The sequence below is a fragment of the Micromonospora sp. C28SCA-DRY-2 genome, assembly GCF_030519475.1.
Classification (GTDB): domain Bacteria; phylum Actinomycetota; class Actinomycetes; order Mycobacteriales; family Micromonosporaceae; genus Micromonospora.
Window position 1 is genome coordinate 761,451 of sequence record NZ_JAUMKD010000002.1, and the last position, 25,582, is coordinate 787,032.

Below are 25,582 nucleotides of genomic sequence, written 5' to 3' on the forward strand. Positions count from 1 at the left end.
CCGCACCTCCGGGTCCGCGGTGCGCCGCGGACCCGGAGGCGGTACGCCTCAGCGCAGCCGGTACGCCTGGATGATCCGGGTGGTCACCGTGTTGCCGGCGGTGTCCCGGGCGGTGGCCCGCAGCGACACGTGACCGGCACCGGCCGGGTGCCGCACGCCGGCCGTCCAGCCGTCACCGGCCGGCCGGACCCGGGCCCGCTGCCAGGTCGCCCCACCGTCGTAGGAGACCTCGACGGTCAGCGCGGCGACCCGTCCACCCGGCGCGCCGGGCTGCCGCCGCACCTGGACCGGGATCACGAACTGCCGGCCGGCCGGGGCGGCGTTGCCGGCGTCCAGCCGCGGCGCGAACCGGATCGCCATCGCCGGCAGCCGGGCGAAGTCGTCGCCGGCCACGTGCCGGGACCGGAACGTCCAGGCGGTGGCCACCTCGGTGCTGAGGTCGGTGAAGCCGCGCCGGGACAGCGTCTCCAGCCGGTAGGCGGCGGCGCCCGGCGGCACCTCGAACTCGCCGTAGCCCGGCTCGGCGTTCTCCCCGACCAGCACCCCGTCGCGGTAGAGCGCGGTCCGGGCGGCGTCGGCGACCGACCCGCCGGCGTGCCCCTCGGCGTCGCTGTGCAGCGGCACGTCCAGCACGATCACGTCACCCTGCCGGGTGACCCCCTGCCCGGGCCAGCGCGGCGCCGGGAAGGACGGGCCGTACGGCGCGCTGTTCCAGCTCTCCCGCAGGTGCCGGCCGGCCCGGTGGGCCCGCGGCTCGGACGCCAGCGCGGCCCGGGGTTCGAGCCAGCCGTCGTCGGTCCGCACCCCGAACAGCAGCTCCGACGACCAGCGCACGCCTCGGGTGTTGTAGTGCTCGACCCGCTGCCCCGGCACCGCCGTCGGCAGCACCACCGCCCAGCCGCCGACGTCCGGCTCCAGGTGCGGGTAGACCATCCGTTCCGCGTCCAGCCCCGGGTAGCCGCCGCGGAACCGCTGGGTGACGGTGGCCAGGTCGCGGGCCCGGTAGTGCCGGTCGAAGCCGGTCGGCATCCGGCCGGGGAACCCCTCGCTGAGCGCGTAGAGGTACGGGCTGCTGGCCGCCTCGCGGTCGGCCCACTGGCTGCTCACCGTGCCGACGAAGCGCTCGGCCGAGCCGGCCGGGCCGACCTGTCCGCTGGCCATCCCGGCGAAGTCGAAGCCCAGCAGGCCGAAGCTGTAGGAGCTGCCGTCGGTGGCGGTCCAGTTCGCCCCGACGTCGACCAGCGCCGGGGTGGCGTCCCGGCGCGGCACGGTGGTGCGCACCGGCTTCGCCCGTCGCAGGTCGACGGTGATCGTGGTGTCCCGGTCGAGCACCAGCTCGGGCCGGGCCAGCAGGGCCGACTCGGTCACCTGGTCGCCGTCCACCACGAACAGGTAGCTGGACAGGCCGTACCGCCCCTTGGGCACCCGCAGCTCGGCGGTGCCGTCCGGGTCGTACAGGTCATGGGTGACGAAGCCGTCCAGCCCGGCCAGGGTGGTGCTGTGCTGGCCGGTGGGCGCGCCGTCGCGACCCAGGTGCCGGACGGTGAGGGTGTAGCTCTCCACCTCCCGGTTCACGGCCAGCGGGGTGATCGCGACGGTGTCGCCGGCGCGGGCGACGATCCGGCCGGTGTAGTGGCCGTCCGGGCCGTCGGGCCGGGTGTCGGCGGTGACCGTGGCGGTGGCCGTGCCGCCGGCCGGCACGGTGACGCGGTTCGCGCTCAGGGTGAACATGCCGGCCGGCGCGGGCGCGCCCGCCGGACCGGTGGCCTCGACGGTGAGGTCCAGGGTGAGCTCGCCCGGGCCGGCGTTCCGCCAGGTCACCTCCCGGCTGATCGGGGTGTCATCGGCGTGCGGCCAGAGCGCCCGGCCGAACGAGACGCTCGCCGGCTCGCTGGTCACCCGCTGGTCGATCGCCCGCGCCACGTCGACCCGGCCGGCGCCCTGCTCGTAGGCGGTCTGCTCCGGGTGCGGCTTCGCCGCGGCCATCAGGGTCGCCTTGAGCTGACCGGCGGTCCAGTCGCCGTGCCGCTGGGCGAGCAGCGCCGCCGCGCCCGCGACGTGCGGGGCGGCCATCGAGGTGCCGGAGAGCGAGACGTACCCCTCCCCCGCCGGGTCACCGATCACCCCGTCCGCGGCACGGGCCGCGACGATCGCCACGCCCGGCGCGGTGAGGTCCGGCTTGAGGGCGTCGTCACCGACCCGGGGGCCACGGCTGGAGAAGGGGGCGAGTGCGTCGTCCCGGTCGACCGCGCCGACGGCGAGGGCGGCGTCGGCGGTGCCCGGCGAGCCCACCGGGGCGAACCCGCCGTCGTTGCCGGCGGAGACCACGAAGAGCGCGCCGGTCTGCGCGGTCAGCGCCTGCACCGCCGCCTCCAGCGGGTCGACCTCTGGGGTGTCACCGCCGGTGAGGCTCATGTTGATCACGTCGGCCCGCTGCTCGACGGCGGCCCACTGCATGCCGGCCAGGATCGCCGAGTCGGTGCACCAGTCCGTCTCGCAGACCTTGCCGGAGAGCAGCGTCGCGTCCGGCGCCACGCCCCGGTAGCGTCCGCCGGAGGCGGCGCCGCCGCCGGCGATGATCGAGGCGACGTGGGTGCCGTGCCCGATCACGTCGCCCGGCTCCGCCTCCTCGGTGAAGTTGCGCGCCTCGGCCACCCGGCCGGCCAGGTCCGGGTGCCCGGCGTCGACGCCGGTGTCCAGCACGGCGACCCGTACGCCCCGGCCGGTGAAGCCGGCCTGATGGGCGGCCGGGGCGCCGATCTGCGGGACGCTGTGCTCCAGCGTGATCCGCCGCCGGCCGTCCAGCCAGACCCGGTCGACACCCCCCGCCGTGTCGACCCGGGCGCCGGCGCCGGTGAGCGCCGCCCAGAGTTCCCCGGTGCGCTGCTTGGCCGCCCGGGCCGCGACCCCGCCGATGGCGGGCAGGTCGCGGGTGACCGTCACGCCGGCGGGCGCGGCGGCCCGTCGGGCGGTCCCCGTGGCACCGGCGATCAGCACCGGCAGGTCGCCGCGCCGGGCGTCGTCGTAGCCGGCCGCGACCAGTTCGGTGACGTCGAAGAGCCGCCGGTCGACCCGGCCGGCCCGGATCAGCGGCAGGGCGTCGTGCGGCACGACGGAGAGGTGCCCCCGCTCCCGACCGGTGAGGAAGCGGACGCCGTCACGCCCCGGGCCCGGCCGTACGCTGGCGGAGCCGGTCGCGGTGACGGTGACCCGGTCGCCGGTGAGCAGGGTGACGGTGGCGGACCGCCCGGCGGTCGGCGCACCCGGCCGGGCGGCGGCGTCCGGCCCGGCCGTGGTGGGAGCGGTCGGGGTCTGCGCCACGGCCAGGCCCGGGGTGCCCAGCACCAGACCGAGCGCGAGGCCGAGGCCGGCCAGTTTTCTGATTCGGTGCAACGGATCCTCCTCGTGAAGCGTTCAGCCACTGAGAGATACATTGACAACCGTCAGAATTACATACCGGGTATGCATAGTGAAGTCGGAAAGATGACGGACTTGCCAACACGTCGACCGGGCGGGCGGGCATGATCGGCGGGTGACGTCCATGAGGGAACGCATGCTCGCCGGCGAGCCGTACATCGCCGACGACCCGGCCATCGCCGCCGACCTCGACCGGGCCGCCCGCCTGATGGAGCGCTTCAACACCAGCCCCGCCGCCGACCCGGAACTCCGCCTCGCCGCGCTGCGCGAACTGCTCGGCGAGGTGGGCGAGGGGGCCTGGGTCCGGCCACCGTTCTACTGCGACTACGGCTGGCAGATCCGGCTCGGGCCGCGCACCTTCGTCAACTACCACGCGGTCTTCCTCGACGTCGCGCCGATCACGGTGGGCGCCGACGTCCAGGTCGGACCGAACGTGCAACTGCTCACCCCGACCCACCCGGTGGAGCCGGAGCCCCGGCGGGCGAAGTGGGAGTCGGCCAAGCCGATCACCATCGGCGACAACGTCTGGCTCGGCGGCGGCGCGATCGTGCTCGCCGGGGTCACCGTCGGGGAGAACACGGTGGTCGGCGCCGGCGCGGTGGTGACCCGCGACCTGCCGCCCAACGTCGTCGCGGTCGGTAACCCAGCCCGCCCGGTACGCCAGCTCGACTGACGCGATCAAGGTCTCTACCTGCACAAACAGCCCCTCGGTGGATGGCGGACCGCCCCGGAACCAGGCACTGTGGGTGGTGACGTCGTCACCCGGGAGGCGGGGATGGTCGGTCGCGTCCTCGAACTGCGCGTGCACGGGGTGTCCAACACCCCGCCGCACCAGACCCTCGGCCTGCGCGGCGAGGCGGGCGCCGAACCGCCCCGGCCGTGGCTGGTCGCCGGTGGCCCGGTCACCGGTTTCTACCGTTCCTCGGCCACCGGCCCGGACGACCCGGTGGTCGTCGAGGCGTACAGCTGGGGGCAGTTGACCTCGGGCGCGCGGACCGCGCGCGACGTCGAGCGGGCCCTGTGGACGCTGCTGCTCCCGTTCACCCTGGCCAACGTCGCGCTGCACGCCCGGCCGGAGATCCCGGCCGACCCGGACACCGAGCGCTGGCGCAGCCGCGCCGGCCTCACCGCCTGGCTGATCCGGCTCTTCTGCCTCAGCATGACCGGCACCCTGATGCTCACCCTGTCCGGCGTGGGCGTCGACCTGATCGGCTGGCAGTGCGTCGACCGGGAGTGCCTGGCCCGGGTCCCCGGCCCCTGGGAGTTCCTCGCCCACGGCTGGTGGCGCGAGGGCGCCCGGTCGCTCGCCGTCGGCCTGCTCGTACCGCTCGGCCTGCTCACCGTGCTGGGCCTGGTGGCCTGGCGGACCTACCAGTACGAGGCGGAGATGCCGGCCGCCCCGACCGCCCCGGTGACCGGCCGGACACCCGCCGAGGCGCCGGCGGACGGACCGGCCGACGGAGCGCCCGCCGTGCCGCAGCCGGAGACGGCGGCGCCCCCGCCGGAGCCGCCCCCGACCCGGCCGGTGAACCCCTTGCAGGACCCCACCTTCTGGTCCGGCGAGGGCCAGCTGCGCCGGGCCGGCCTGCTGCACCTGTGCACCGGCGCCGCCGTCGCGGCCGCCGTGCCGCTCGGCGCGGTGCTCGCCCTGGACCCGCCGCGCGGGCCGCGCGCCGCGCTCGCCTGGGCGACGGTCGCCTGCCTCGCCGCGGTGCTGCTCGCCACCGTGGTGGTGCTCGGCCGGCCGTGGCTGACCCGGCGCGCGGGACACACCCCGCTGGGCCGGCTGAGCGGCGGCCTGATCGCGCTCACCGGGCTCGGGCTGGCCGGCACCGTGCTGCTCCTGCTGCTGCCGGACGGCCCCGCCGGCACCCCGCTGGCCGCGCTGCGCCCACCGGCCGGCTGCGCCCGGGACGCCGCCGGACCCGGCTGCGGCGCCGACCGCTCGCTGCCCGGCTTCGACTGGATCATCACCTGGCTGGGCACCGGCCAACTGCTGCTGCTGATCGCCATCGGCGCGGTGTCCCGGTCCGGCCGGCGGGCGCTGGCGGTGCCGCTCGCCGCCGGCCTGCTGCTCGCCCTCGGCACCGGCTGGATCTCCGGATGGCTGCCCGGCCTGCCGGCCGCCCCGCGGCGGCTGGAGATCTGGCTGGTCGCCCTGGTGGCGATCGGGCTGGCCGGCACCGGCCTGCTGCTGCCCCGGACCCGGTCCGCCGCGGACACCCAGCCGCTGGCGGCGCACACCGACCTGGCCTGGGGCGGTCGCGCACCGGCGGTGATCGCCGGCTTCGGCTGGGTGCTCTGCGTCTCCTACAGCGGCGGGCTGCTCTACTGGGTCACCGACCGGCTCGACACCGCCCCGTCCGGTGCCCCGCCCACCGTGGTGCCGCCGGTGCCGGTGATGTGGGCCGGGCTGGCCTTCGCCGTCGCGCTGCTGGCCCTGGCCGGCACGGTGGCCGTGGCCGGCCTGCTCTTCCACCGGCTGCGCCGCCAGGAGTACGCCGCGCTGGCGCCGACCGGGCACGCGCTCTCCGACCACGACCTGCGCCGCGGCCGGGACGTCAGCGCCTTCCGGGCGCTGCACCGCCTCGTCGGCGAGCACGGCCTGCGGCTGGTCGGTGGGTACGCCGTCGCCGCCACGGTGCTGGTCACGCTCGGCTGCGCCGCCGTGCTCACCCGGTCCCCGCCGCACCCGGTGACCGCGACCGGCGGCGCGGCGGTGGTCCGGGCGGTGGCCGACGCGGGCGACGCCCTGCTCGGCTGGCTGCCGGCGCTGGTCGCCACCATCGGCCTGCTGGTCTACCGCAACGACACGGTGCGCCGTACGGTCGGCGTGATCTGGGACGTGGGCACCTTCTGGCCCCGCGCCGCGCACCCGCTGGCCCCGCCGAGCTACGCCGAGCGGGCCGTGCCGGAACTGCAGACCCGCACCGCCGGGCTGCTGGCGCTGACCCCGCACGATCCCCGCCGGATGGACGGGATCATCCTCTCCGGACACAGCCAGGGCACCGTGCTCTGCGCGGCGGTGATCCTCCAGTTGCCGGCCCGGTGGCGACGGCGGATCTGGTTCTTCTCCTACGGCTGCCAGCTCACCCGGCTCTACGGGCGGGTCTTCCCGGCGTACTTCGGGCCGGAGCGGTTGCCGGCGCTGGCCGAGGCGCTGCGCCGGCCGGGCGGGGGCACCGGCTGGACGAACTTCTGGCGGGACACCGACCCGCTCGGCTGGCCGGTCACCGCCGGGGAACGCGACGTGGCCGTCCGCGACCCGGAGGCGCTGCACCCGAGTGCCGGCGAGGTGGCCGACCCGCCGATCCGCAACCACAGCGGCTACCCGGAGTCGTCCGAGTTCCACCGGGAACGGTCCCGGGTGGCCTGGCTGCTGCGGCGGGCGGTGCCGTCACCCCGGCGGGGGTTCGGCTAGCCGGACCACCAGGTCGGCCCGGTCGGCGGTGCCGACGACCAGGCTGGCGTTGGCCTCGTCGCTGCCCATCGCCCAGGCCCGGGCCTGCTCCGGCGACCGCCCGTACGCCACGTGCCGGGCGGTCAGCCGGCGCAGCCGCAGCTCGGCGTCCAGGTCGAGGAACCACGCCTCGTGCAGCAGCGCCCGCACCTCCTCCCAGGGGAAGTCGGGCAGCAGCAGGTAGTTGCCCTCGGTGACCACCAGCCGCACCTCCGGCGGCACCTCGATCGCACCGGCGATCGGCTCCTCCAGGTCGCGGCGGAACGCCGGCGCCCACACCGAGGTCGGCTCCAGCCGGCGCAACCGGCGCAGCAGCGAGACGTAGCCGTTCGCGTCGAAGGTGTCCACCGCGCCCTTGCGGTCGGCCCGGCCCAGCCGGTGCAGCTCGGACTGGGCGAGGTGGAAGCCGTCCATCGGCACCAGCCGGGCGGCCGGGCCGACCGCCGCGACGATCCGCTCGGCCAGCGTCGACTTGCCCGCGCCGGGCGCGCCGGCGATGCCGAGCAGCTGCCGCGGACCGGCCTCGGCGAGGGCTCGCGCCCGCGCCACCAGCTCGTCGACGGGGAGCACCCGGGCCGCCGGCATCAGCCCAGTACCGGCTCGCTGATCGCGAACCGTGCCTGCACGGTCGCCTGGACGGGCTGCGGCTGCGGGTCGAGTTCCAGCTCCGGCGGGCCGCCCGCGGCCTCCTGGTACGCGGCCCGGGCGAACATCGGCCGCTCGGTCGCGCCGGCGTCGGCCAGCTCGATCAGGGCGGTCACCCGGGCGCCGAGCGCCTCGGCGTACTCGCGGGCGCGCAGCAGCGCGTCGGCGATCGCGGCGTGCCGGGCCTCCCGGTGCACCGGGCTGTCCGGGCGCAGCGACCACCAGGGCCCCGCCACCTCGACCTGGTCCTGGTCGGCCAGGCGGAGCATAAGCTCGCCCAGCGCGGTGAAGTCGCTGAGCGTCACGGTGGTGGTCACGCTGCCGTGCCAGGCCACCACCCGCTCTGTGGCGCGCCGGGTCTCCGGCCGCACCCGCAGCTCGCCGGTCTCCCGGCGCTCGATGGTCGGGCCGTACCCGTCGAGCAGCACCCGGATCGCGGCGGCCCGCTCGGCCAGCCGGGCCAGGGTGGCCTCGCGGTCGCGGTCGCGGGCCCGCGCGGTCACCGCGAACCGGGCGATCTCCGGCGGCACCTCCCGGTACGCCTCGCCACGTACCGCCACCACCGGCCCGTCCACCATGTCCTCACCCTAACGGCGACCCGACCGCCGTGCGCCCGATGCCCGACCGCCGACGCCCGGCCGCCGGGCCGGGTTCAGGGCGGCCCGGGGGCCGCCGGCTCGTCGGGGCGGTGGCCGGTGTACGACACCGTGCCGGCGTCGACCCGGCACCGGGTCAGGTAGCCGCCCGCCGCGCCCAGCTCCAGCAGGTAGGCCAGCTCGGCCGCGTGGTCGCCGTCGACCGGGAAGTCCCGGTGGTGCGGGTGCAGGTCCCGGTCGAGCAGGGCGGTGCGCAGCTCCCGGGCCCGCCGGTAGTACCCGACCAGGGCGTCCATGTCGTCCCCGCGCAGCGCGGCGGCCAACTCGCCGAGCACGGCGGTCACCTGGTCGAGCTGGCGGACCACCTGCTCCCGGTTGTTGAAGAGCATGTCCGCCGTACGCTTCGCCGGCGTGCCGGCCACCCGGGTGCCGTCCCGGAAACTGCCCGCCGCGAGCCCGAGCACCGCGTCGCGGACCGCCGAGCCGGCGACCGCGCCGGCGAGCCCGCCGGCCAGCAGGTGTGGCACGTGCGAGGAGAGCGCGACCACCGAGTCGTGCACCGACGGGGACATCGGCACCACCCGGGCGGCGAAGACGTCCAGCACCAGGTCGACCAGGAGCCGGAACGCCGGCAGCCCCTCGGCGGCCGGGCAGAGCACCCAGGCCGCCCCCTCGAACAGCGCCGGGACGGCGGCGGTCAGCCCGGAGCGCTCGGTGCCCGCCATCGGGTGGCCGGGCACGAACCGGTCGGTCAGCCCGTGTTCGACGGCGAACGCCGACACCGAGCCCTTGGTGCTGCCGACGTCGGTGACCACGCAGCCGTCGGGGGCGTACTTGGCGACGGTGAGCAGGGTTTCCGGCAGGGTCGGCAGCGGCCCGCAGAGGAACACGACGTCGCGGTCCCGGAGCGCCTCGCCGAGGTCGTCGGGGAAGCTCACGCCGTGCCGGCGCCCCTCCACCCGGGTCGCCGCGTCCGGGTCCCAGCCGGTGACCGGCACGCCCGACTCGTGCAGCCGGAGCAGGATCGACCCGCCGATGAGACCGGTGCCCACCACGGCGGCCCGCAACTGCCCACCGGGCCTGTCCACCATCACGCACCTCGGCGTTTCGGTCGGTACAAGTCGAGGACACCCCGACTCGGTTCGGCGCCGAGGATATCGCTTTTCCAGTACCCCTTCATGGCCCACTCGCTCAGCGGCGTGAGGGTCAGCATGCCGCTGCGCGGCTCGTAGTCCGCGTGCGAACCGGCGACCTTGTAGATCAACTCGACCTGGCCCTTGTCGTACGTCACGCCGACCGACGAGACGGTGGCGAAGCAGCGGGCCACGAAACCGGGCTCGCCGCGCACCGCCGCCAGCGTGTCCGCCTCGGTCCGGTAGAGCTGCACCGAGTAGGTCAGCTCGCCGCCGCGCAGGTCGATCCGGGCCAGGCCCCAGTTGCCCGACGACGACTCGTAGACCCACTGGCCGAGCACCGGCCAGGCCCAGATCAGCAGGAACAGCCGCTGCACCACGCCGCCGATCAGGGCCAGGCTGAGCGCCGAGATGAGCACCGCGGTGGCCTTGCTGCGCAGGTCGGGCAGGTCGGCGCGTTGCAGCACGGCGACGTTGAGCACGCTGAAGACCACCGCAGCGGTGGCCAGCGACGCCTGCCGCACCCCGTCGATGTTCCGGTCCCGCAGCAGCGGGTGGAGGTAGCGCACGCCTCAGCCCACCCGCACGTCGCCGGGGAAGATCCGCCCGAGCGCCTCCAGGTCGGCCAGCCCGAGGCTGCCGGCCGGCGGTTGGAGGACCCGCTGGGCGTCCGCGCCGGCGCTCAGGTGGTCGGAGAGGTAGCTGCCCAGGTGCTTCACCCGGATGCCCTCGTAGAGCAGGTTGGTGACCGCGCGGGCCAGGCTGGCCGAGCGGCGGTGCTGGTCGACCGTGGCGACGAAGACGTAGCGGCCGGCGAAGCCCGGCAGCGGCCGGGAGGCCAGCGAGACGATGTCGATCCCGCGGTCGGCGAACTGGGTGCAGAGTTCGGCCAGCACCCCCGGCCGGGACCAGCTCGGGGTCAACGCCACTGTCGTCTTCCAGGTGAGCCCGGCGTCGTCGGGCGGCGGTGGCGGCTCGGGCCGGTCGGCCCGGCCGAGCCAGACGAACCGGGTGTACGCCCCGGGGTGGTCCTCCACCGCCCGGTCGCGAACCCGCACCGGATACACCTCGTCCAGCCCGGGCGCGCCGATCGCGACCAGCCCGGGCCGCTCGGCGGCGGCCCGCACCGCCGCGGCCGTGCTCGGGAAGTGCTCCACCGGCAGGCCGGTGCCGGCCACGTAACGGGTGCACTGGGCGAGGCCGTGCGGGTGACTGCCGACCGCGGTCGGCGGGGCGTCCCCGGCCGCGGCGTACGCGTCGAAGGTGATCCGCACCGAGCTCTCCCGGCGGATGAGCAGCGGGTCCGCCCGGAAGACGATCTGGTCGAGGCTCGCCGTGACGATCCCCTCGACGGTGTTCTCGATCGGCACCACGCCGTAGTCGTACCGGCCCTGCGTGACGCCGGCGATCACGGCGCCGATGGTCGCCTCCGGCACCAGCTCGGCCCCGGGCAGGTTCCGGGCGGCCTGGTGGGTGAAGGTGCCCTCCGGGCCGAGGAAGCCGACCGTCGTCCGCCCGCTGCCGGCACTGACGATGCCGCCGTCCACCACCGCACTCCCCCCACACCGTCCGCCCACGGGGCGCGTCCACCCGAGGGTGCAGACTAGCGTCCGCCGCCGCGCTCGCGGAGCCCGCCGCGATCGACGGCGATCAGCGGTCAGTCGCGCAGCCGGCCCGGGACCGCCGCGACGTGCTCGTCCGACTCGGTCAGCGCCACCCGGACGTGCTGCCCGCCGGCCGGCCCGTAGAGGGCGCCGGCGGCGACCAGGATGCCCCGGCGGGCCAGCCAGTCGACCGTCTGCCAGCAGTCCTCACCCCGGGTCATCCAGAGGTAGAGCCCCGCCTCGGAGTGCTCGATGGTGAACCCGGCGGCGGTGAACGCGGCGTGCAGCCGCTCCCGCCGGGCCCGGTAGCGCTCCCGCTGCTCGTCGGCGTGCCGCTCGTCGCCCAGCGCGGCCACCATGGCGGCCTGCACCGGCGCCGGCACGATCATCCCGGCGTGCTTGCGGACCTTGAGCAGCTCGGCCACCAGCGCCGGGTCGCCGGCCACCAGACCGGCCCGGTAGCCGGCGAGGTTGGACCGCTTGGAGAGCGAGTGCAGCGCCAGCACGCCGTCGTACGAGCCGCCGCAGACCTCGGGCGAGAGCACCGAGACCGGCTCGGCGGACCAGCCCAGCGGCAGGTAGCACTCGTCGCTGGCGACCACCGCGCCGCGCTCCCGGGCCCAGTCGACGACCTTGCGCAGGTGGGCGGCGGGCAGCACCCGGCCGGTCGGGTTGCCGGGCGAGTTGACCCAGACCAGCCGCACCCGGGGCGTCGGGCCGACCGCGGTCAGCGAGTCCGTCCGCACCGTGGTGGCGCCGGCGAGCCGGGCCCCGTCCTCGTAGGTGGGATAGCAGACGGACGGGATCACCACCACGTCGCCGGGGCCGAGCCCGAGCAGCGTGGGCAGCCAGGCCACCAGTTCCTTGGAGCCGATCGTGGGCAGCACGCCCAGCCCGTCGACGCCGGCGCCGCAGGCCCGGGCGACCCAGGCCGCGATCGCGTCCCGCAGCGCGGGGGTGCCGGCGGTCAGCGGGTAGCCGGGCGCGTCCGACGCGTCGGCCAGCGCCCGCCGGATCACCTCGGGGACCGGGTCGACCGGCGTACCCATGGAGAGGTTGATCATGCCGGCCGGATGCGCCGCGGCCAGCGCGGCCGCGGCGTCCAGGGCGTCCCAGGTGAACTCGGGCAGCCGCGACGAGACCGGCCCGGGCCGGTTCAGTGGCCCTCTCCGCGCGGCGGCTGGGCGGCGACGAAGGTCGCGTCCTTCTCCACCTTGCCGATCTTCGAGGCGCCGCCGGGCGAGCCGAGGTCCTCGAAGAACTCGTAGTTGGCCGCGGTGTAGTCCTTCCACTGCTCCGGCACGTCGTCCTCGTAGAAGATCGCCTCGACCGGGCAGACCGGCTCACAGGCACCACAGTCGACGCACTCGTCGGGGTGGATGTAGAGCATCCGGTTGCCCTCGTAAATGCAGTCGACCGGGCACTCTTCGATGCATGCCTTGTCGAGCACATCCACGCACGGCTCGGCGATGATGTAGGTCACCGATCTTCTCCTCCGCAAGACACGCCGCGATCACCCGCGACGGTTAGAGCCTAGTATCTCGCCGGGGAGGGGGTCGATCGTGCTCGGTCAGCAGGATGTGGGCCACCGCGTGGTGGTACGCCGGATTGTGGGGATTCGCGAAGGCAGACCCCTGTTCTCGGACGCCCTCGGCGAGCTGGTCGAGCTGAGCGAGACCCATCTCACCCTCACCACCGCGCAGGGGCGGCTCCAGGTGCCCCGGTCGGAGGTGCACCGGGCCAAGCGGGTGCCGCCGTCGCGCCGGCCGACCGCCGCCGCGGTGAGCGCCCTGGAACTGGCCGCCGACGAGGCCTGGCCCGCGCCCACCCGGGGCCGGCTCGGCGGCTGGCTGCTGCGCAGCGCGGACGGCTGGACCGGCCGGGCCAACAGCGCCCTGCCGGTGGGCGACCCGGACCGCCCGCTGCCGGCGGCGGTGGACGCGGTCGTCCGCTGGTACGCCGAGCGCGGACAGCCCGCCCTGGTGAACACCCCGCTGCCGCTGGCCGCGCCGGTCGGCGCGGAACTGGACGCGCGGGGCTGGCACAGCCGCCCGCCGGTGCTGGTGCAGACGGTGCCGCTGGCCGCGCTGCCGCCCGGCCCGCCGGAGCGCGCCGGGGCACCGCCGGTCGAGCTGGCCGGCTCGCCCTCCGACGACTGGCTGGCGATCGCCGCCGGCCGCAAGGGCGGCCTGCCGGACGCCGCCCGGCACGTGCTCACCGCCGTGGACCAGGTCCGCTTCGCCCAGGTGTACGCCGCCGGCACGCTGGTCGCGGTCGGCCGGGGCACGGTCACCGGCGGCGGGCGGTGGCTCGGGCTGAGCCTGATCGAGGTGCTGCCCGAGGCGCGGCGGCAGGGCCTGGCCGGCCGGGTGATCCGGGCGCTCGCGGCCTGGGGCGCGGCGACCGGGGCCAGCCACGCCTTCCTCCAGGTCGAGCAGCGCAACACCGGGGCGGTGGCGCTCTACCGTGGGCTCGGCTTCACCACCCACCACACCTACCTGACCCGGGTCGCCCCGGAAGCTTGACCGACACGGGATCCGGGCTATCGGGGTGTCCCGGTGACCAGGACACCGCGACATCCCGGACGGCGAGTGGATCAGGCCGGGCGCGGGTCAGCGCCGGACCGGGCGGCGCGGCTTCGCGGTCTTGATCTCGGCGTACCGCTTCAGGGTCTGCGAGCGGTGGTCGAGGCCGAGCGCGGTGAGGACCAGGTAGCCGAGCAGCACTCCGGCCGCGGCGGCGGCGAGGTAGAGCCAGATCTGCGCGAAGAACGTGCCCGCGCCCCCGCCGAACGGGTTCTGCCCCACCAGCAGCGGCCCGACCAGCACGGTCAGCAGCAACGCGAGGCCCACCCCGGCGGCCATGTCGGCCCCCCAGCGACCCACCGGCCGGCGCCGGCCCCAGACGAACGCGAGCCCGGCCAGCACCAGGCCGATCACCACGAACATCCCGAGCGACACCCGGTCGGCGGCAGCGGTGTCGTCGGCACCGTCGAAGCCGAACCGGATGATCAGCCGGGCGACCACGTTGACCGCGAACAGCGCGACCGCGAGCAAACCGATCGCGCGCCACCGCTCCCTCATCGCACGCCTCCCGCCGTACTCGCGCCCGCCGCGGCGGCGGGCTTCCTGGCAGGAATACTTACCACCGGAAGCTGTGTGTCGTCAGTCCCGCTCGGGTGCCGGCGGCGGGGCGGCCAGGATCTGCCGGAAGCCCATCACCGCGAAGGTCATCGCGCCGGCCACGATCATCGCCAGCCCGACCCAGTTGTCGCCGGCGACCAGCAGGTCACCCTCGTCGGTACGGACCGCGGCGACCGCCATCAGCAGGAACCAGGGCACCGCGGGCAGCGCCACCGCCCAGCGGCGGCCGACCGTCTCGTGGGCGAACCAGCTCAGCGCGATGTTGGCGCCGATCGCGACGAGCACCGAGACGCCGATCAGCTGGCCGCCGACCCGGACCGTGGCGAGCAGCAGCTCCAGCACCGCGGTCACCACCCCGGCGATTACCGCCACCAGGCCGCCGGCCCAGCGCAGCGCGAGGTCGAGCAGCGGATTCGGCCGCCCGGGCGGCGGCGGGACGGTCTCGTCCGGGGCGACCGACATCGGCGCGGCGGGCAGGGTCACCGGAGACCGGCCGCCGCGACCGGGGACCGGTCCGGGCCGTCGGCCACGTCCAGCCCGGCGAACAGGTCGTCCTCCCAGCCGTACGGCCCGGAGCCCGGCCCCTTCTCCCCCACCGCGAGGGTGTAGTACTCCACGCCCATGAACTCGCTGCCGAAGTTGCCGGCGATCGAGTAGAGCCACGAGGTGGCCGGGATCTGGGTGGCGTGCGCGCGCATCGCGGCCTCCTTGGCCGCGTGCCGCTCGGTGGCGTCGATCCGGGCGGCGATCTCCTCGTCCGGGGTGCCGAAGGGTAGCTCGGAGAGGTCCTCGATGCCGGCGAAGGGGTTGTCCGACGACTCGACGAAGTGGTTCATGCCGGCCTCCAGCACGCTCAGCGGCATGGCCGTCCAGTAGACCTTCGCCGGGGCGAAGCCCTCCGCGGCGGCCAGTTGGTGCGCGCGCATCGCCACCCGGTGCGCCTGGATGTGGTCCGGGTGGCCGTAGAAGCCGTTGTCGTCGTACGTGATCATGACCTGGGGGCGGACCTCCCGCATGACCTCCACCAGGTGCCCGGCGGCCTCGTCGAGGTCGGCCTGCCAGAAGGCCCGGGGGTGCTCGTTGGTCGGCAGCCCCATCATCCCGGAGTCGCGGTAGCGGCCGGCCCCGCCGAGGAAGCGGTGGTCGGTGACGCCGAGCGCGGCGCAGGCGGCCGCCAGCTCGGCGATGCGGTAGCCACCGAGCTGGTCGGCCTCGGCGGCGGCGAGCTGGGCCAGCGCCGGCACGTGGATCTCACCCTCCTCGCCGAGGGTGCAGGTCACCAGGGTGACGTGGGCGCCGGTGGCCGCGTAGTGGGCCATGGTCGATCCGGTGCCGATGGACTCGTCGTCAGGGTGCGCGTGGACCAGCAGCAGGCGTCGGTCGGGCAGCGTCGTCACGACGGTCACTCTAACCGGCGGTTCTCCCCCGCCGGCCGGTACGCGTCCAGGCAGGTCGGCCACATCACCCCGGACGCCGCTCTACGATCTGGCCTGTGGACTTTCCGGAGCTGGCCGCCCGTACCCGCCGGTTCAGCCACGGTGCGCCGCGTGCCGTCTCGGTGACCGAGGACGGTTCCCGGGTGGTCTTCCTGCGCTCCGCCGGCCCGGAGGATCCCGCCGACGCGCTCTGGCTGCTGGACGTCGCCAGCGGCGAGGAACGGCTGGTCGCCGACCCGACCGCGCTGCTCGGCGCGGACGCCGACGGCGCCGCGCTCGGTCCGGGTGAGCGGGCGCTGCGCGAGCGGCTGCGGCTCAGCGCCGCCGGCATCGGCTCGTACGCCCTCGACGGGGCCGGCCGGGTGGCCGTGTTCGCGCTGGCCGGCCGGCTGTTCCGGGCCGACCTGGTGCACGGCGACGTGGTCGAGGTGGCCGCGGTCGGGCCGGTGCTCGACCCCCGGCCCGACCCGACCGGGCAGCGGCTGGCGTACGTCACCGACGCCGCCGAGGGGGTCCGCCGCGGGCAGTTGCGGGTGGTCGAGCCGGACGGTACCGACAACCTGCTGGCCGGCGAGGACTCCGGGGTCACCTGGGGGCTGGCCGAGCACATCGCGGCCGAGGAGTTCGACCGGTTCCGCGGCTACTGGTGGGCACCGGACGGCCGCTCGGTGCTGGCCGCGCGGGTGGACGAGTCCCGGCTGGCCCGGTGGCACCTGCACGACCCGGCCGAGCCGGCGAGCCCGCCCAGCACCGTCGCGTACCCCCGGGCCGGCGGGCCGAACGCCGAGGTCAGCCTGCACCTGCTCGACCTCGACGGCGGCTGGGTCGACGTGCACTGGGACCGCGAGACCTACCCCTACCTGACCTCGGTGCAGTGGGCCGACGGCGGCCCGCTGATCACCGTGCTGCGCCGCTCCCAGCAGCACGGGCTGGTGCTGGCCGTCGACCCGCGCACCGGGGAGACCCAGGTGCACGCGGAGCTGGCCGACCCGCGCTGGGTGGAGCCGATCGCCGGCACCCCGGCGCACCTGCCGGACGGCCGGGTGCTGGTCGGCGGCGAGCTGGCCCACGACGGGTACGACGCGCGCTGCCTCTTCGCCGACGGCACCCTGCTCACCCCGCCCTCGCTCTACGTGCGGCGGGTGGTGGGCCGGCTGCCGGGCGGCTCGGGCCCGGCCGACCTGCTGGTGGAGGCGAGCGACGGCGAGCCGAGCGAGCGGCACCTGTTCCGGGTCCGGACGACCATCGGCGGCGGCGTGGACGCCCGCCGGCTCACCACCGACCCGGGCTGGCACACCGGCGCGGTCGGCGGGGACGTGCTGGTGGTGGGGAGCGCCACGCTGGACCATCCGGGCGTCCGGTGGACGGTGTACCAGGGCGAGCGGGAGGTGGCGGTGCTCCGTTCGCTGGCCGCCACCCCGCCGTACTCGCCGCTGCCGCTGCTGGAGCGGGTGACCGACCGGCGGCTGCCGAGCGCCGTGCTCTACCCCGACAACCACGTCACCGGTCGCCGGCTGCCGGTGCTGCTGGACATCTACGGCGGCCCGGGGCATCAGGAGGTGGTCGCCGCCCGGGCGGCCTGGCTGGAGCGGCAGTGGTGGGCCGACGCCGGCTTCGCGGTGGTGGTGGTGGACAACCGGGGCACGCCCGGGGTGGCCCCGTCGTTCGAGAAGGCGATCCACCGGCGGGTGGCCGACGTGGTCCTGCTCGACCAGGTGGACGCGCTCACCGCGCTGGCGGAGAAGCATCCCGACCTCGACCTGGGCCGGGTGGCCGTGCGGGGCTGGTCGTTCGGGGGCTGGCTGGCCGGGTTGGCGGTGCTGCGGCATCCGGAGCTGTTCCGGTGCGGCATCGTCGGTGCGCCGGTGACCGACTGGGCCCTCTACGACACCGCGTACACCGAGCGCTACCTGGGCCTGCCCGACGACGGGATGGACGTCTACGCGCACCACTCGCTGGTGGAACTGGCCGGCGAGCCGGTGACCGGCCCGGAGCAGGCCCGACCGCTGCTGCTGGTGCACGGCCTGGCCGACGACAACGTGGTGGCGGCGCACACGCTGCGGCTCTCGGCGGCGCTGCTGGCCACCGGTCGCCCGCACAGCGTGCTGCCGCTGACCGGGGCCACCCACATGGCCGCCGGCGGCACCGCCGAGCGGCTGCTGAAGCTGGAGCTGGACTTCCTCCGCACCCACCTGTGAGCCAGCGGCCCGCGCGGCGACGGCGGCGCGGCGGGACCACGCCCGGCGGAATCACGGAGGCCCCGGTCGACGACGTTGTCGACCGGGGCCCGTCCGTGCGGCTTGTGCCTGTGGTTACTGCTTGACGTACGCGTTCACGAAGGACGGGTAGCCGAACACGCTGGAGACGAAGACGCCACCGGCCTTGGAGCCGTGCACGAGGTAGGCCACGTCGACGTAGAGCGGCACCACCGGGGCGTGCTCCTTCATGATCCGCTCGTCGAGCTTGGCCCACTCCGGGCCCTGCTCGGCCGGCGGCAGGGCCAGGATCCGGTCGAACTCGGCGTTGATCGCCGGGTCGTTGAAGAACGCGCTGTTGCTGTTGCCCTCGGGCTTGATGGTGCGGCCGTCGTAGAGCACCGGCAGGATCGAGGCGCCGCTCGGCCAGTCCGCGGCCCAGTTACCGATGTACAGGTCCCAGGGGTTGTCCTTCTTCTTGACCTCGTCGAGCTTCGAGTCGTCCGGGATGTTGCGGACGGTGATCTTGAAGCCGGCCCGCTCCAGGTTGCCCTTGAGCTGGGTGCCGATCTGCTGCTCGGTCGTGCTGTCGGCGACGCCGAGGACCAGCTCCGGCGTCTGGCCGCCGAGCAGCTCCTTGGCCTTCTCGACGTTGCCGTTCGCGCCGGCCGGGTAGGCGTCGTACGCCTTGAAGCCGATCGTCGACGGCGGCATCAGCGTGGTCAGCGGCGACGCGACGGTCTGGCCGCCGACCGACTTGATCAGGCCCTCCCGGTCGATGGCGTAGTTCAGCGCCTGGCGGATCTTCAGGTCCTTGACCCGCTGGTTGTTGATGACGAGCTGGTTGGCGCTCGGCGTCGGGGAGAGGATGGTCCGCTGCTTGAGCGCCGGGTCGTTGGCGACCTTGGCGACCAGCGAGGCGGGCACGAAGTTCCAGGCGATGGCGCTCTGGTCGGCGCCGTTGTCCGCGATCACCCGGTTGTTGGCGGCGTCGGCGGTCGGGCCGAAGCTCCAGACGAACTGGTCCGGGTACTGGTGCCGCACCGGGTCGGTGTTCGGGTCCCAGTGCGGGTTGCGGTCCAGGGTGAGCTGAACGCCGACCTGGTTCTTGGCGATCTTGTAGGGCCCCGACGAGAACGGCTGGTTGTCCAGGTTCACGCCGGTGTCCTTGTCCGCCGGCAGCGGCGCGGTGGTCGGCAGCGAGACCGCGAACGGCAGGTCACAGCGGGGCTTGGCGAACTCGAAGCGCAGGGTCTTCGGGTCCGGGGTGGTCAGGCCCGGGGGCAGCGAGGTCTTGTTGGCCTTGAAGTCCCACTTGGTGTCGAACTGCGGGCTGTCGGCCAGCCACTCCTGGATGTAGGTCGGGCCGCCCGACAGGTCCGGGTCGAAGGAGCGGGCGATGCCGTACGCGATCTCCTTCGAGGTGATCGGCCGGCCGTCCTCGAACTTGACCCCGTCCTTGATCTTGAATTCCCAGACCTTGCAGTCGTTGTTGACGTTGGTGCCCGGCGTCTCGGCCAGGTCGCCGACGAGGACCAGGCCGCCCTTGCCGTCGTCCTTCCACGTGGTCAGGTAACGGGAGAACAGCGGCGACGCCATCAGGCCGGCGAACGAGTAGGTCCGCTGCGGGTCCAGGTGGGAGATGGGGGTCTCCCGGATGATCGTGAAGGTGCCGCCCTTCTGGGCGCCCGGCACCTCGGCCGCCGGACCCTTGGAGTCCTTCGGGTCCGTCGCGATGACGCCGGTCTGCTGCCGGTTCGTGTCTACCGTGGTGCCCTCGCCCGTGTTCTCCGAGCACGCACCCAATGCCACAACCAGAGCGATCGCGCCGCCTGCGGCGGCCGCCACGCGTGGTCGCATCTCCTACCTCCTCCACCCAGGTGCCGCCGGGCGTGAACGCCGACGTCCCGAGGATCGTAAAGAAGAAAACCTACGAGTTGTGTAACAGTTGTCGATAAATTTCACCGCCGCCCGGTCGGCGGGCGTTCGGGAGCGCGCGCCGGCCGGGACGGGCTGGTCACCCCAGCCGTACGCGGGGGTCGATGGCCGCGTAGAGCAGGTCGACCAGCACGTTGGCGATTACCACGAAGACCGCCGAGATGAGCACGGTGGCCATGATGGTGGGCAGGTCGCCGGCCCGCACCGCATCGACAGCGGTCCGCCCCAGCCCCTGGATGCCGAAGGTGGTCTCGGTGATCACCGTGCCGCCCAGCGCCGCCCCGACGTCCAGGCCGGCGATGGTGACCACCGGGGTGATCGCGGCGCGCAGCGCGTGCCGCCCGTACACCTTCGGTTTCGCCAGGCCCTTCGCCCGCGCGGTGCGGACGAAGTCCTCGGAGAGCGTCTCCAGCATCTGCGCCCGCGACAGCCGGGCGTAGATCGCGGAGAAGAGGAAGGCCAGCGCGACCCAGGCGAGCACCAGGCCGCTGGCCCACTTCAGCGGATTGTCGAAGATGGACGTGTAGCTCGGCACGGGCAGCAGGCGCAGGTTGTAGACGAAGACCAGCAGCAGCACCGCGCCGACGAAGTAGAGCTGGAGCGAGGCGCCGGTCAGCGAGAAGCCGATCGCGGCCCGGTCCAGCCAGGTGCCCCGGCGCAACGCCGAGACCATGCCGAGGCCGACCCCGAGCAGCAGCCAGAGGATCGCCGCCGGGATCACGATGCTCAGGGTCACCGGCAGCACCCGGGTGATGGTGTCCAGCACCGCCTCGTTGTTGACGTACGACCAGCCCAGACAGGGCGCGTCGCACCTGCCGCCCTGCGCGCTGCCCAGGTCCCGCCCGGTGAAGATGCCCTTCATGTAGCCGGCGTACTGGGTGACCAGCGGGTCGCGCAGGCCCAGCTCCTGACGGACCCGCTCCAGCCGCTCGGGGTTGCAGTTCTTCGGGCACATGCCGCTGACCGGGTCGCGGGGCAGCGCGAAGAACATCAGGAAGGTCAGCACGCTCACCGCGAAGAGGGTGAGCACGGCGGAGAAGAGCCGCTTGATGAGAAAGCGCGCCATCGGATAACCCCTACCGGGACGACTTCGGGTCGAGCGCGTCGCGCAGCGCGTCGCCGAAGAGGTTGAACGCGAACACGAGCGCGAAGATCGTGATGCCGGGGAAGAAGACGAAGGCCGGGTCGGTCTGGAGGTAGTCCAGGCTCTGGTAGATCATCCGGCCGAAGCTCGGCGTCTCCTCGGTCAGCCCGACGCCGATGAACGACAGCGCGGCCTCGCTGGTGATGAACTGCGGCACGGCCAGCGAGAACGACACCAGGATCGGCGCCCAGATGTTCGGCAGCAGTTGCCGGAAGAGCATGTGGGCCAGCCCGGCGCCGCTGGCCTTGGCGGCCTCCACGAACTCCCGTTCGCGCAGCGCGATCACCTGGCCGCGGACCAGCCGGGCGGTGCCGGTCCAGCCGAAGATCGCGAAGACGGCGATCAGCACCCCGACGCCGAAGGCCGGGGAGACCGCGTCGCGCTCGCCGTAGAAGCGCAGGGTCAGGGTCGGGGTCAGGGCCAGCGCGATGATCAGGAACGGCATGGCCAGGGTGAGGTCGGTGATCCAGTTGATCACCGCGTCCAGCCAGCCGCCGAGGTAGCCGGCGAGCGCGCCGAGCGCGATGCCGATGACCGCCGTGATCACGGCCGCCGCGAAGGCGATCAGCAGCGAGGTACGCAGGCCGTACACCAGCCGGATGAAGATGTCCCGGCCGAGGTTGGGCTCCAGCCCGAAGAAGTGGTCCCCGGACACGCCGCCGGCGTAGCCCAGCGGCATGCCGAAGCCGTCCAGCTTGGCCTGGAACTGGTCGCGCGGGCTGATCCCGTAGAGCGCCTCGATCAGCGGCGCGGCGAGCCCGACCAGCACGAAGAAGACCAGCATCGCCCCGCTGACCATCGCCGTCCGGTCGCGGCGCAGCCGGAGCATCGCGAGCTGGCCGGGCGAGCGGCCGACGAAGCCCTTCTCCTTCGGCGCGTCGGCACCGCCGCCGCCCGAGTCGATCTCGGCCAGCGCCACGCCCTCCACCGGGGACATGCTCATCTCGACACCTCCTCGACGCCCGCACCCGTGCCCGCCGGCTCGGCACCCTGGCCCGCCGGCTCGGCACCCCGGCCCGCCGGCGCGGCGGCCGGCTGCCCGCCCGGGGTGGCCTCGACCGGTCCCCGCTCCGGGAAGTGGCAGGCGGCGGCCTGGTTGCCGCCGTCGCGGGACACCAGCGCCGGCTCCTCGGTGGCGCAGATGTCCTGCGCCTTCCAGCAGCGGGTGCGGAACCGGCAGCCCGACGGCGGGTCGAGCGGGGTGGGCACGTCACCGGCCAGCCGGATCCGGCCGGCCGGGCCGAGCTTGGTGACGTCCGGGATCGCCGACAGCAGCGCCCGGGTGTACGGGTGCTGCGGGCGCTCGTAGATGTCGTCCCGGTCACCGATCTCGACGATCTTGCCGAGGTACATGACGGCGACCCGCTGGCAGAAGTGCCGCACCACCGCCAGGTCGTGCGCGATGAAGACGAACGCCAGGCCGAGGTCGCGTTGCAGGTCGCGGAGCAGGTTGACCACCTGCGCCTGGATCGACACGTCCAGGGCGGAGACCGGCTCGTCGGCGACGATCAGCTTCGGCCGCAGCGCCAGGGCCCGCGCGATGCCGATGCGCTGGCGCTGGCCGCCGGAGAACTCGTGCGGGTACCGGTTGTAGTGCTCCGGGTTCAGCCCGACCAGCTCCAGCAGCTCCTGCACCCGGGCCTTGATCCCGCCCGGCGGGTTGGTCCCGTTGACCTGCAACGGCATCGCCACGATCCGGCCGACCGTGTGCCGGGGGTTCAGCGAGGCGTACGGGTCCTGGAAGATGATCTGCAGGTCCTGCCGCAGCGGGCGCAGCTCACGCCGGCCGGCGTGGGTGATGTCCCGCCCGGCGAACTCGATGCTCCCCGCGGTGGGCTCCAGCAGGCGGACCAGCATCCGACCGGTGGTCGTCTTGCCGCAGCCGGACTCCCCCACCAGGCCGAGCGTCTCGCCCGGGCGCACGTCGAAGTCCAGGCCGTCCACGGCCCGCACCACGCTCCGGTTGCGGAACCCGCTGCGCACCGGGAAGTGCTTGGTCAGGCCGCGCACCCGCAGCAGCGGTTCGACGGTCTCCACACTCATCGGGCGACCCCCACGTGCGCGATGTCCTCCGCGTACAACCGGGTCCGGTCGTCGGCGGAGAGGTGGCAGGCGACCAGGTGGCCGTCCTCGCCGGCCGGCCCCAGCTGCGGCACCTCGGTGCGGGACCGGTCGCCGTTGCGGTCGGCGTACCGGCAGCGCGGGTGGAAGGCGCAGCCGGGCGGCAGGTTGATCAGGCTGGGCGGGTTGCCCCGGATCGGCACCAGCTCCGCGTCCGCGTCGCCGTGCAGCGACGGCACGCTGGAGAGCAACCCCCAGGTGTACGGGTGCTGCGGCCGGCGCAGCACCTGCTCGACGCTGCCGCGCTCGACCGCCCGGCCGCCGTACATCACCAGCACGTCGTCGGCGACCTGGCTGACCACGCCGAGATCGTGGGTGATCATGATGATCGCGGAGTGGAACTCGGCCTGGAGGTCGGCCAGCAGGTCCAGGATCTGCGCCTGCACGGTGACGTCCAGCGCGGTGGTCGGTTCGTCGGCGATGAGCAGATCCGGGTCGTTGACCAGCGCCATCGCGATCATCGCGCGCTGGCGCATGCCGCCGGAGAACTCGTGCGGGTACTGGTCGAACCGGCGCGCCGGCTGCGGGATGCCGACCCGGCCGAGCATGTCCACCGCGCGCTGCCGGGCCTCCCGCTTGCCGGCCCGCGGGTGGTGCACCCGGTACGCCTCGACGATCTGCTTGCCCACCGTGTAGTACGGGTGCAGCGCGGAGAGCGGGTCCTGGAAGATCATCGCCATGTCCCGGCCGCGCAGCCGGCGTACCTCCGCCTCGGGCAGGCCGACCAGTTGCCGGCCGCCGACGTGGATCTCCCCGGAGACGGTGGTGCGCTTCGGGTTGTGCAGGCCGAGGATGGCCAGCGAGGTCACGCTCTTGCCCGAGCCGGACTCGCCGACGATGCCGAGCGTGCGGCCGCGCTCCACCGCGAACGACACCCCGTCGACCGCGCGCACCACGCCGTCCTCGGTGTCGAAGCGCACCCGCAGGTCGTCCACCCGCAGGTAGGGCCCGTCGGTACCGCGCTGCTCCGGCACGCTGGGGCGGTCGTCCAGTTGCCCGGACGGCGCCGACTCCGGCATGTCCACGACCGCCTCCCTCAGTAGTGAAGAGAACCTACAGCAAATTCCTGAGGGCGAAAATAAGCTACAGAGCCGGAGGCTGTCAGCGGGCCTCAGAGTAACGAGTCGGCAACGGCTGTGAACAGTCCCCACCAGCACATCCATGGACTCCGCTGCCCGCCACACCGGCGCTCGAATCCACTTGATCGAGTGGTACCTGCTGGTCGGTCGGCTCGCCTAGGGTCGGTCGCATGACCGAGTTCGACGCGGCGACCGCCGCGGTGCAGGCCGCGCTCGACGCGGGAGCCCGGTACGCCGACGCCCGGGTGATGCACCGCCGCTACGAGTCGATGTCGGCCCGCAACGGCGAGATCGAGGAGCTGGCCCAGGACGAGAGCATCGGGCTGGGCGTACGCGCGCTGGTCGGGTCGAGCTGGGGCTTCCACGCCGTACCCGACCTCTCCGACGCCGCGGCCCGCGACGCCGGCCGGCGCGCCGCCCGGACGGCCGCCGCGAGCGCCCGGGTGCCCGGCCCGGCGGTCGACCTGGTGCCCACCGGAGCGGCCACCGCGAGCTGGGCCTCGCCGTGCACCGTCGACCCGCTCGGCGTCCCGCTGTCCAGCAAGGGCGACCTGCTGGTGGGCGCGACCCGGACGATGGCCGAGCACGGCGCCGACGTGGCCGAGGGGCTCTACCAGGTCTGGGACACCGCCAAGTGGTTCGTCTCCAGCGAGGGGCACCGGATCGACCAGCGGATCCGGGAGTGCGGCGGCGGCATCTCCGCCACCTCGATCGGTGACGGCGAGACGCAGCGCCGGTCCTATCCCAGCTACCGCGGCCAGTACGGCACCAGCGGCTGGGAACTGGTCGACTCGCTCGACCTGGCCGCCCACGCGGCGCGGATCGCCGAGGAGTCCCGGGCGCTGCTCACCGCGCCGCTCTGCCCGGCCGGCGAGACCGACCTGATCCTCGGCGGTGAGCAACTCGCGTTGCAGATCCACGAGTCGGTCGGGCACGCCATCGAGCTGGACCGGATCCTCGGCTGGGAGGCCGCCTTCGCCGGCACCTCCTGGCTCGACCTGGCTCAGCTCGGTTCGCTGCGCTACGGCTCCGACCTGATGAACGTGACCATCGACCCGACCATCCCCGGCGCGCTCGGCAGCTTCGGCTACGACGACGAGGGCTCCCCGGCGGTGCGGCGGGACGCGGTGCGCGAGGGGCGTTGGGTGGGCGTGCTCGCCGGCCGGGACTCGGCCGCCGTCGCCGGCCTGGACTACGGCGGCAGCGTACGGGCCGACGGCTGGGCCCGGCTGCCGATGGTGCGGATGACCAACGTGGGCCTGGAGCCCGGCCCGCACACCCTGGAGGAGATCATCGCCGCCACCGACGACGGCGTGCTGATGGACGTGAACCGCTCCTGGTCCATCGACGACAAACGGCTCAACTTCCAGTTCGGCTGCGAGATCGGCTGGGAGGTCAGGAAGGGCCGACGCGGGCGGATGCTGCGCAACCCCACCTACACCGGCATCGGCCCGCTGTTCTGGCGGTCGATGGACATGCTCTCCTCCGAGGTCGTCGCGTGGGGCACGCCGAACTGCGGCAAGGGCCAGCCCGGCCAGATCGGGCACACCGGCCACCCGGCCGCGCCGGCCCGCTTCCGCAACGTCCGGGTGGGGGTACGTGCGTGAGCGCGAGGAATGAGCGAGCGCAGCGAGCGAGTCCCGCAGTCGCGAACGAAAGGCAACGCGGTGA

At 74.3% G+C, this 25,582-nt stretch carries 21 protein-coding genes; 5 read left to right on the plus strand and 16 right to left on the minus strand.

Annotated elements, in window-relative coordinates; translation table 11 throughout:
• Window positions 1-48: 48 nt before the first annotated feature.
• Window positions 49-3,393, minus strand: coding sequence for a S8 family serine peptidase (locus Q3W71_RS11995; RefSeq protein WP_302919361.1), 3,345 nt, complete (start codon window positions 3,391-3,393; stop codon window positions 49-51).
• Window positions 3,394-3,532: 139 nt separating this feature from the next.
• Between Q3W71_RS11995 and Q3W71_RS12000 the strand changes: the two genes are divergently transcribed.
• Window positions 3,533-4,090, plus strand: coding sequence for a sugar O-acetyltransferase (locus tag Q3W71_RS12000; RefSeq protein WP_302919362.1), 558 nt, complete (start codon window positions 3,533-3,535; stop codon window positions 4,088-4,090).
• 69 nt (window positions 4,091-4,159) lie between these two features.
• A complete protein-coding gene (locus tag Q3W71_RS12005) occupies window positions 4,160-6,838 on the plus strand; it encodes a hypothetical protein (RefSeq protein ID WP_302919363.1) in 2,679 nt (892 codons plus the stop codon).
• On the opposite strand, the gene Q3W71_RS12010 is transcribed toward Q3W71_RS12005, so the two are convergent.
• From Q3W71_RS12010 to fdxA, 7 genes are all read right to left on the minus strand, one after another.
• Window positions 6,815-7,462 carry a nucleoside/nucleotide kinase family protein gene (locus tag Q3W71_RS12010; RefSeq protein ID WP_302919364.1) on the minus strand — a complete coding sequence of 216 codons (648 nt, stop codon included), beginning with the start codon at window positions 7,460-7,462 and terminating at the stop codon, window positions 6,815-6,817. The genes Q3W71_RS12005 and Q3W71_RS12010 overlap by 24 nt on opposite strands.
• Window positions 7,462-8,100 (minus strand): SIMPL domain-containing protein, encoded by a 639-nt coding sequence (locus Q3W71_RS12015; protein ID WP_302919365.1) that lies wholly within the window; start codon window positions 8,098-8,100, stop codon window positions 7,462-7,464. Before Q3W71_RS12015 ends, Q3W71_RS12010 begins: the two co-directional genes overlap by 1 nt.
• A 74-nt stretch (window positions 8,101-8,174) precedes the next feature.
• Window positions 8,175-9,209, minus strand: coding sequence for a prephenate dehydrogenase/arogenate dehydrogenase family protein (locus Q3W71_RS12020; protein WP_302919366.1), 1,035 nt, complete (start codon window positions 9,207-9,209; stop codon window positions 8,175-8,177).
• Window positions 9,209-9,820, minus strand: coding sequence for a hypothetical protein (locus Q3W71_RS12025; protein WP_302919367.1), 612 nt, complete (start codon window positions 9,818-9,820; stop codon window positions 9,209-9,211). Before Q3W71_RS12025 ends, Q3W71_RS12020 begins: the two co-directional genes overlap by 1 nt.
• Window positions 9,821-9,823: 3 nt before the next feature.
• Window positions 9,824-10,798, minus strand: coding sequence for a prephenate dehydratase domain-containing protein (locus Q3W71_RS12030; protein ID WP_302919368.1), 975 nt, complete (start codon window positions 10,796-10,798; stop codon window positions 9,824-9,826).
• A gap of 110 nt (window positions 10,799-10,908) precedes the next feature.
• On the minus strand, window positions 10,909-12,015 hold the full coding sequence (dapC, locus tag Q3W71_RS12035; protein ID WP_302919684.1) for a succinyldiaminopimelate transaminase: 1,107 nt from the start codon (window positions 12,013-12,015) through the stop codon (window positions 10,909-10,911).
• Window positions 12,012-12,338 carry a ferredoxin gene (fdxA, locus tag Q3W71_RS12040; protein ID WP_088992046.1) on the minus strand — a complete coding sequence of 109 codons (327 nt, stop codon included), beginning with the start codon at window positions 12,336-12,338 and terminating at the stop codon, window positions 12,012-12,014. The genes dapC and fdxA overlap by 4 nt, the downstream gene beginning before the upstream one ends.
• Before the next feature lie 79 nt (window positions 12,339-12,417).
• Here fdxA and Q3W71_RS12045 point away from each other — a divergent pair, with 79 nt between their 5' ends.
• Window positions 12,418-13,380 (plus strand): GNAT family N-acetyltransferase, encoded by a 963-nt coding sequence (locus Q3W71_RS12045; RefSeq protein ID WP_302919369.1) that lies wholly within the window; start codon window positions 12,418-12,420, stop codon window positions 13,378-13,380.
• 87 nt (window positions 13,381-13,467) lie between these two features.
• On the opposite strand, the gene Q3W71_RS12050 is transcribed toward Q3W71_RS12045, so the two are convergent.
• The 3 genes from Q3W71_RS12050 to mshB all read right to left on the minus strand — a co-directional run bounded on the left by Q3W71_RS12050 (window position 13,468) and on the right by mshB (window position 15,404).
• Window positions 13,468-13,938, minus strand: coding sequence for a hypothetical protein (locus tag Q3W71_RS12050; RefSeq protein ID WP_302919370.1), 471 nt, complete (start codon window positions 13,936-13,938; stop codon window positions 13,468-13,470).
• An 81-nt stretch (window positions 13,939-14,019) separates the two neighbouring features.
• Window positions 14,020-14,460, minus strand: a complete 441-nt coding sequence (locus tag Q3W71_RS12055) for a hypothetical protein (RefSeq protein WP_302919685.1) — start codon at window positions 14,458-14,460, stop codon at window positions 14,020-14,022.
• A 17-nt stretch (window positions 14,461-14,477) separates the two neighbouring features.
• Window positions 14,478-15,404 (minus strand): N-acetyl-1-D-myo-inositol-2-amino-2-deoxy-alpha-D-glucopyranoside deacetylase, encoded by a 927-nt coding sequence (gene mshB, locus Q3W71_RS12060; protein ID WP_302919371.1) that lies wholly within the window; start codon window positions 15,402-15,404, stop codon window positions 14,478-14,480.
• An 86-nt stretch (window positions 15,405-15,490) separates the two neighbouring features.
• Between mshB and Q3W71_RS12065 the strand changes: the two genes are divergently transcribed.
• Window positions 15,491-17,632 carry a prolyl oligopeptidase family serine peptidase gene (locus tag Q3W71_RS12065; RefSeq protein WP_302919372.1) on the plus strand — a complete coding sequence of 714 codons (2,142 nt, stop codon included), beginning with the start codon at window positions 15,491-15,493 and terminating at the stop codon, window positions 17,630-17,632.
• Window positions 17,633-17,746: 114 nt separating this feature from the next.
• Here Q3W71_RS12065 and Q3W71_RS12070 read toward each other — a convergent pair whose 3' ends face one another.
• The 5 genes from Q3W71_RS12070 to Q3W71_RS12090 form a co-directional block, all read right to left on the minus strand.
• Window positions 17,747-19,489: an ABC transporter substrate-binding protein gene (locus Q3W71_RS12070; protein WP_368050537.1), complete on the minus strand. Its 1,743-nt coding sequence runs from the start codon at window positions 19,487-19,489 to the stop codon at window positions 17,747-17,749.
• A 157-nt stretch (window positions 19,490-19,646) separates the two neighbouring features.
• Window positions 19,647-20,633, minus strand: coding sequence for an ABC transporter permease (locus tag Q3W71_RS12075; protein ID WP_302919374.1), 987 nt, complete (start codon window positions 20,631-20,633; stop codon window positions 19,647-19,649).
• Window positions 20,634-20,643: 10 nt separating this feature from the next.
• Window positions 20,644-21,654, minus strand: coding sequence for an ABC transporter permease (locus tag Q3W71_RS12080; protein WP_302919375.1), 1,011 nt, complete (start codon window positions 21,652-21,654; stop codon window positions 20,644-20,646).
• The gene (locus Q3W71_RS12085) at window positions 21,651-22,754 is read right to left on the minus strand and encodes an ABC transporter ATP-binding protein (protein WP_302919376.1); all 1,104 of its coding nucleotides are present in this window, start codon (window positions 22,752-22,754) and stop codon (window positions 21,651-21,653) included. Before Q3W71_RS12085 ends, Q3W71_RS12080 begins: the two co-directional genes overlap by 4 nt.
• Window positions 22,751-23,857 carry an ABC transporter ATP-binding protein gene (locus Q3W71_RS12090; RefSeq protein ID WP_302919377.1) on the minus strand — a complete coding sequence of 369 codons (1,107 nt, stop codon included), beginning with the start codon at window positions 23,855-23,857 and terminating at the stop codon, window positions 22,751-22,753. Before Q3W71_RS12090 ends, Q3W71_RS12085 begins: the two co-directional genes overlap by 4 nt.
• Window positions 23,858-24,081: 224 nt before the next feature.
• On the opposite strand from Q3W71_RS12090, the gene Q3W71_RS12095 reads away from it, so the two are divergent.
• Complete coding sequence (locus Q3W71_RS12095) at window positions 24,082-25,518, plus strand: TldD/PmbA family protein (RefSeq protein ID WP_302919378.1); 1,437 nt, start codon at window positions 24,082-24,084, stop codon at window positions 25,516-25,518.
• Window positions 25,519-25,582: the final 64 nt, after the last annotated feature.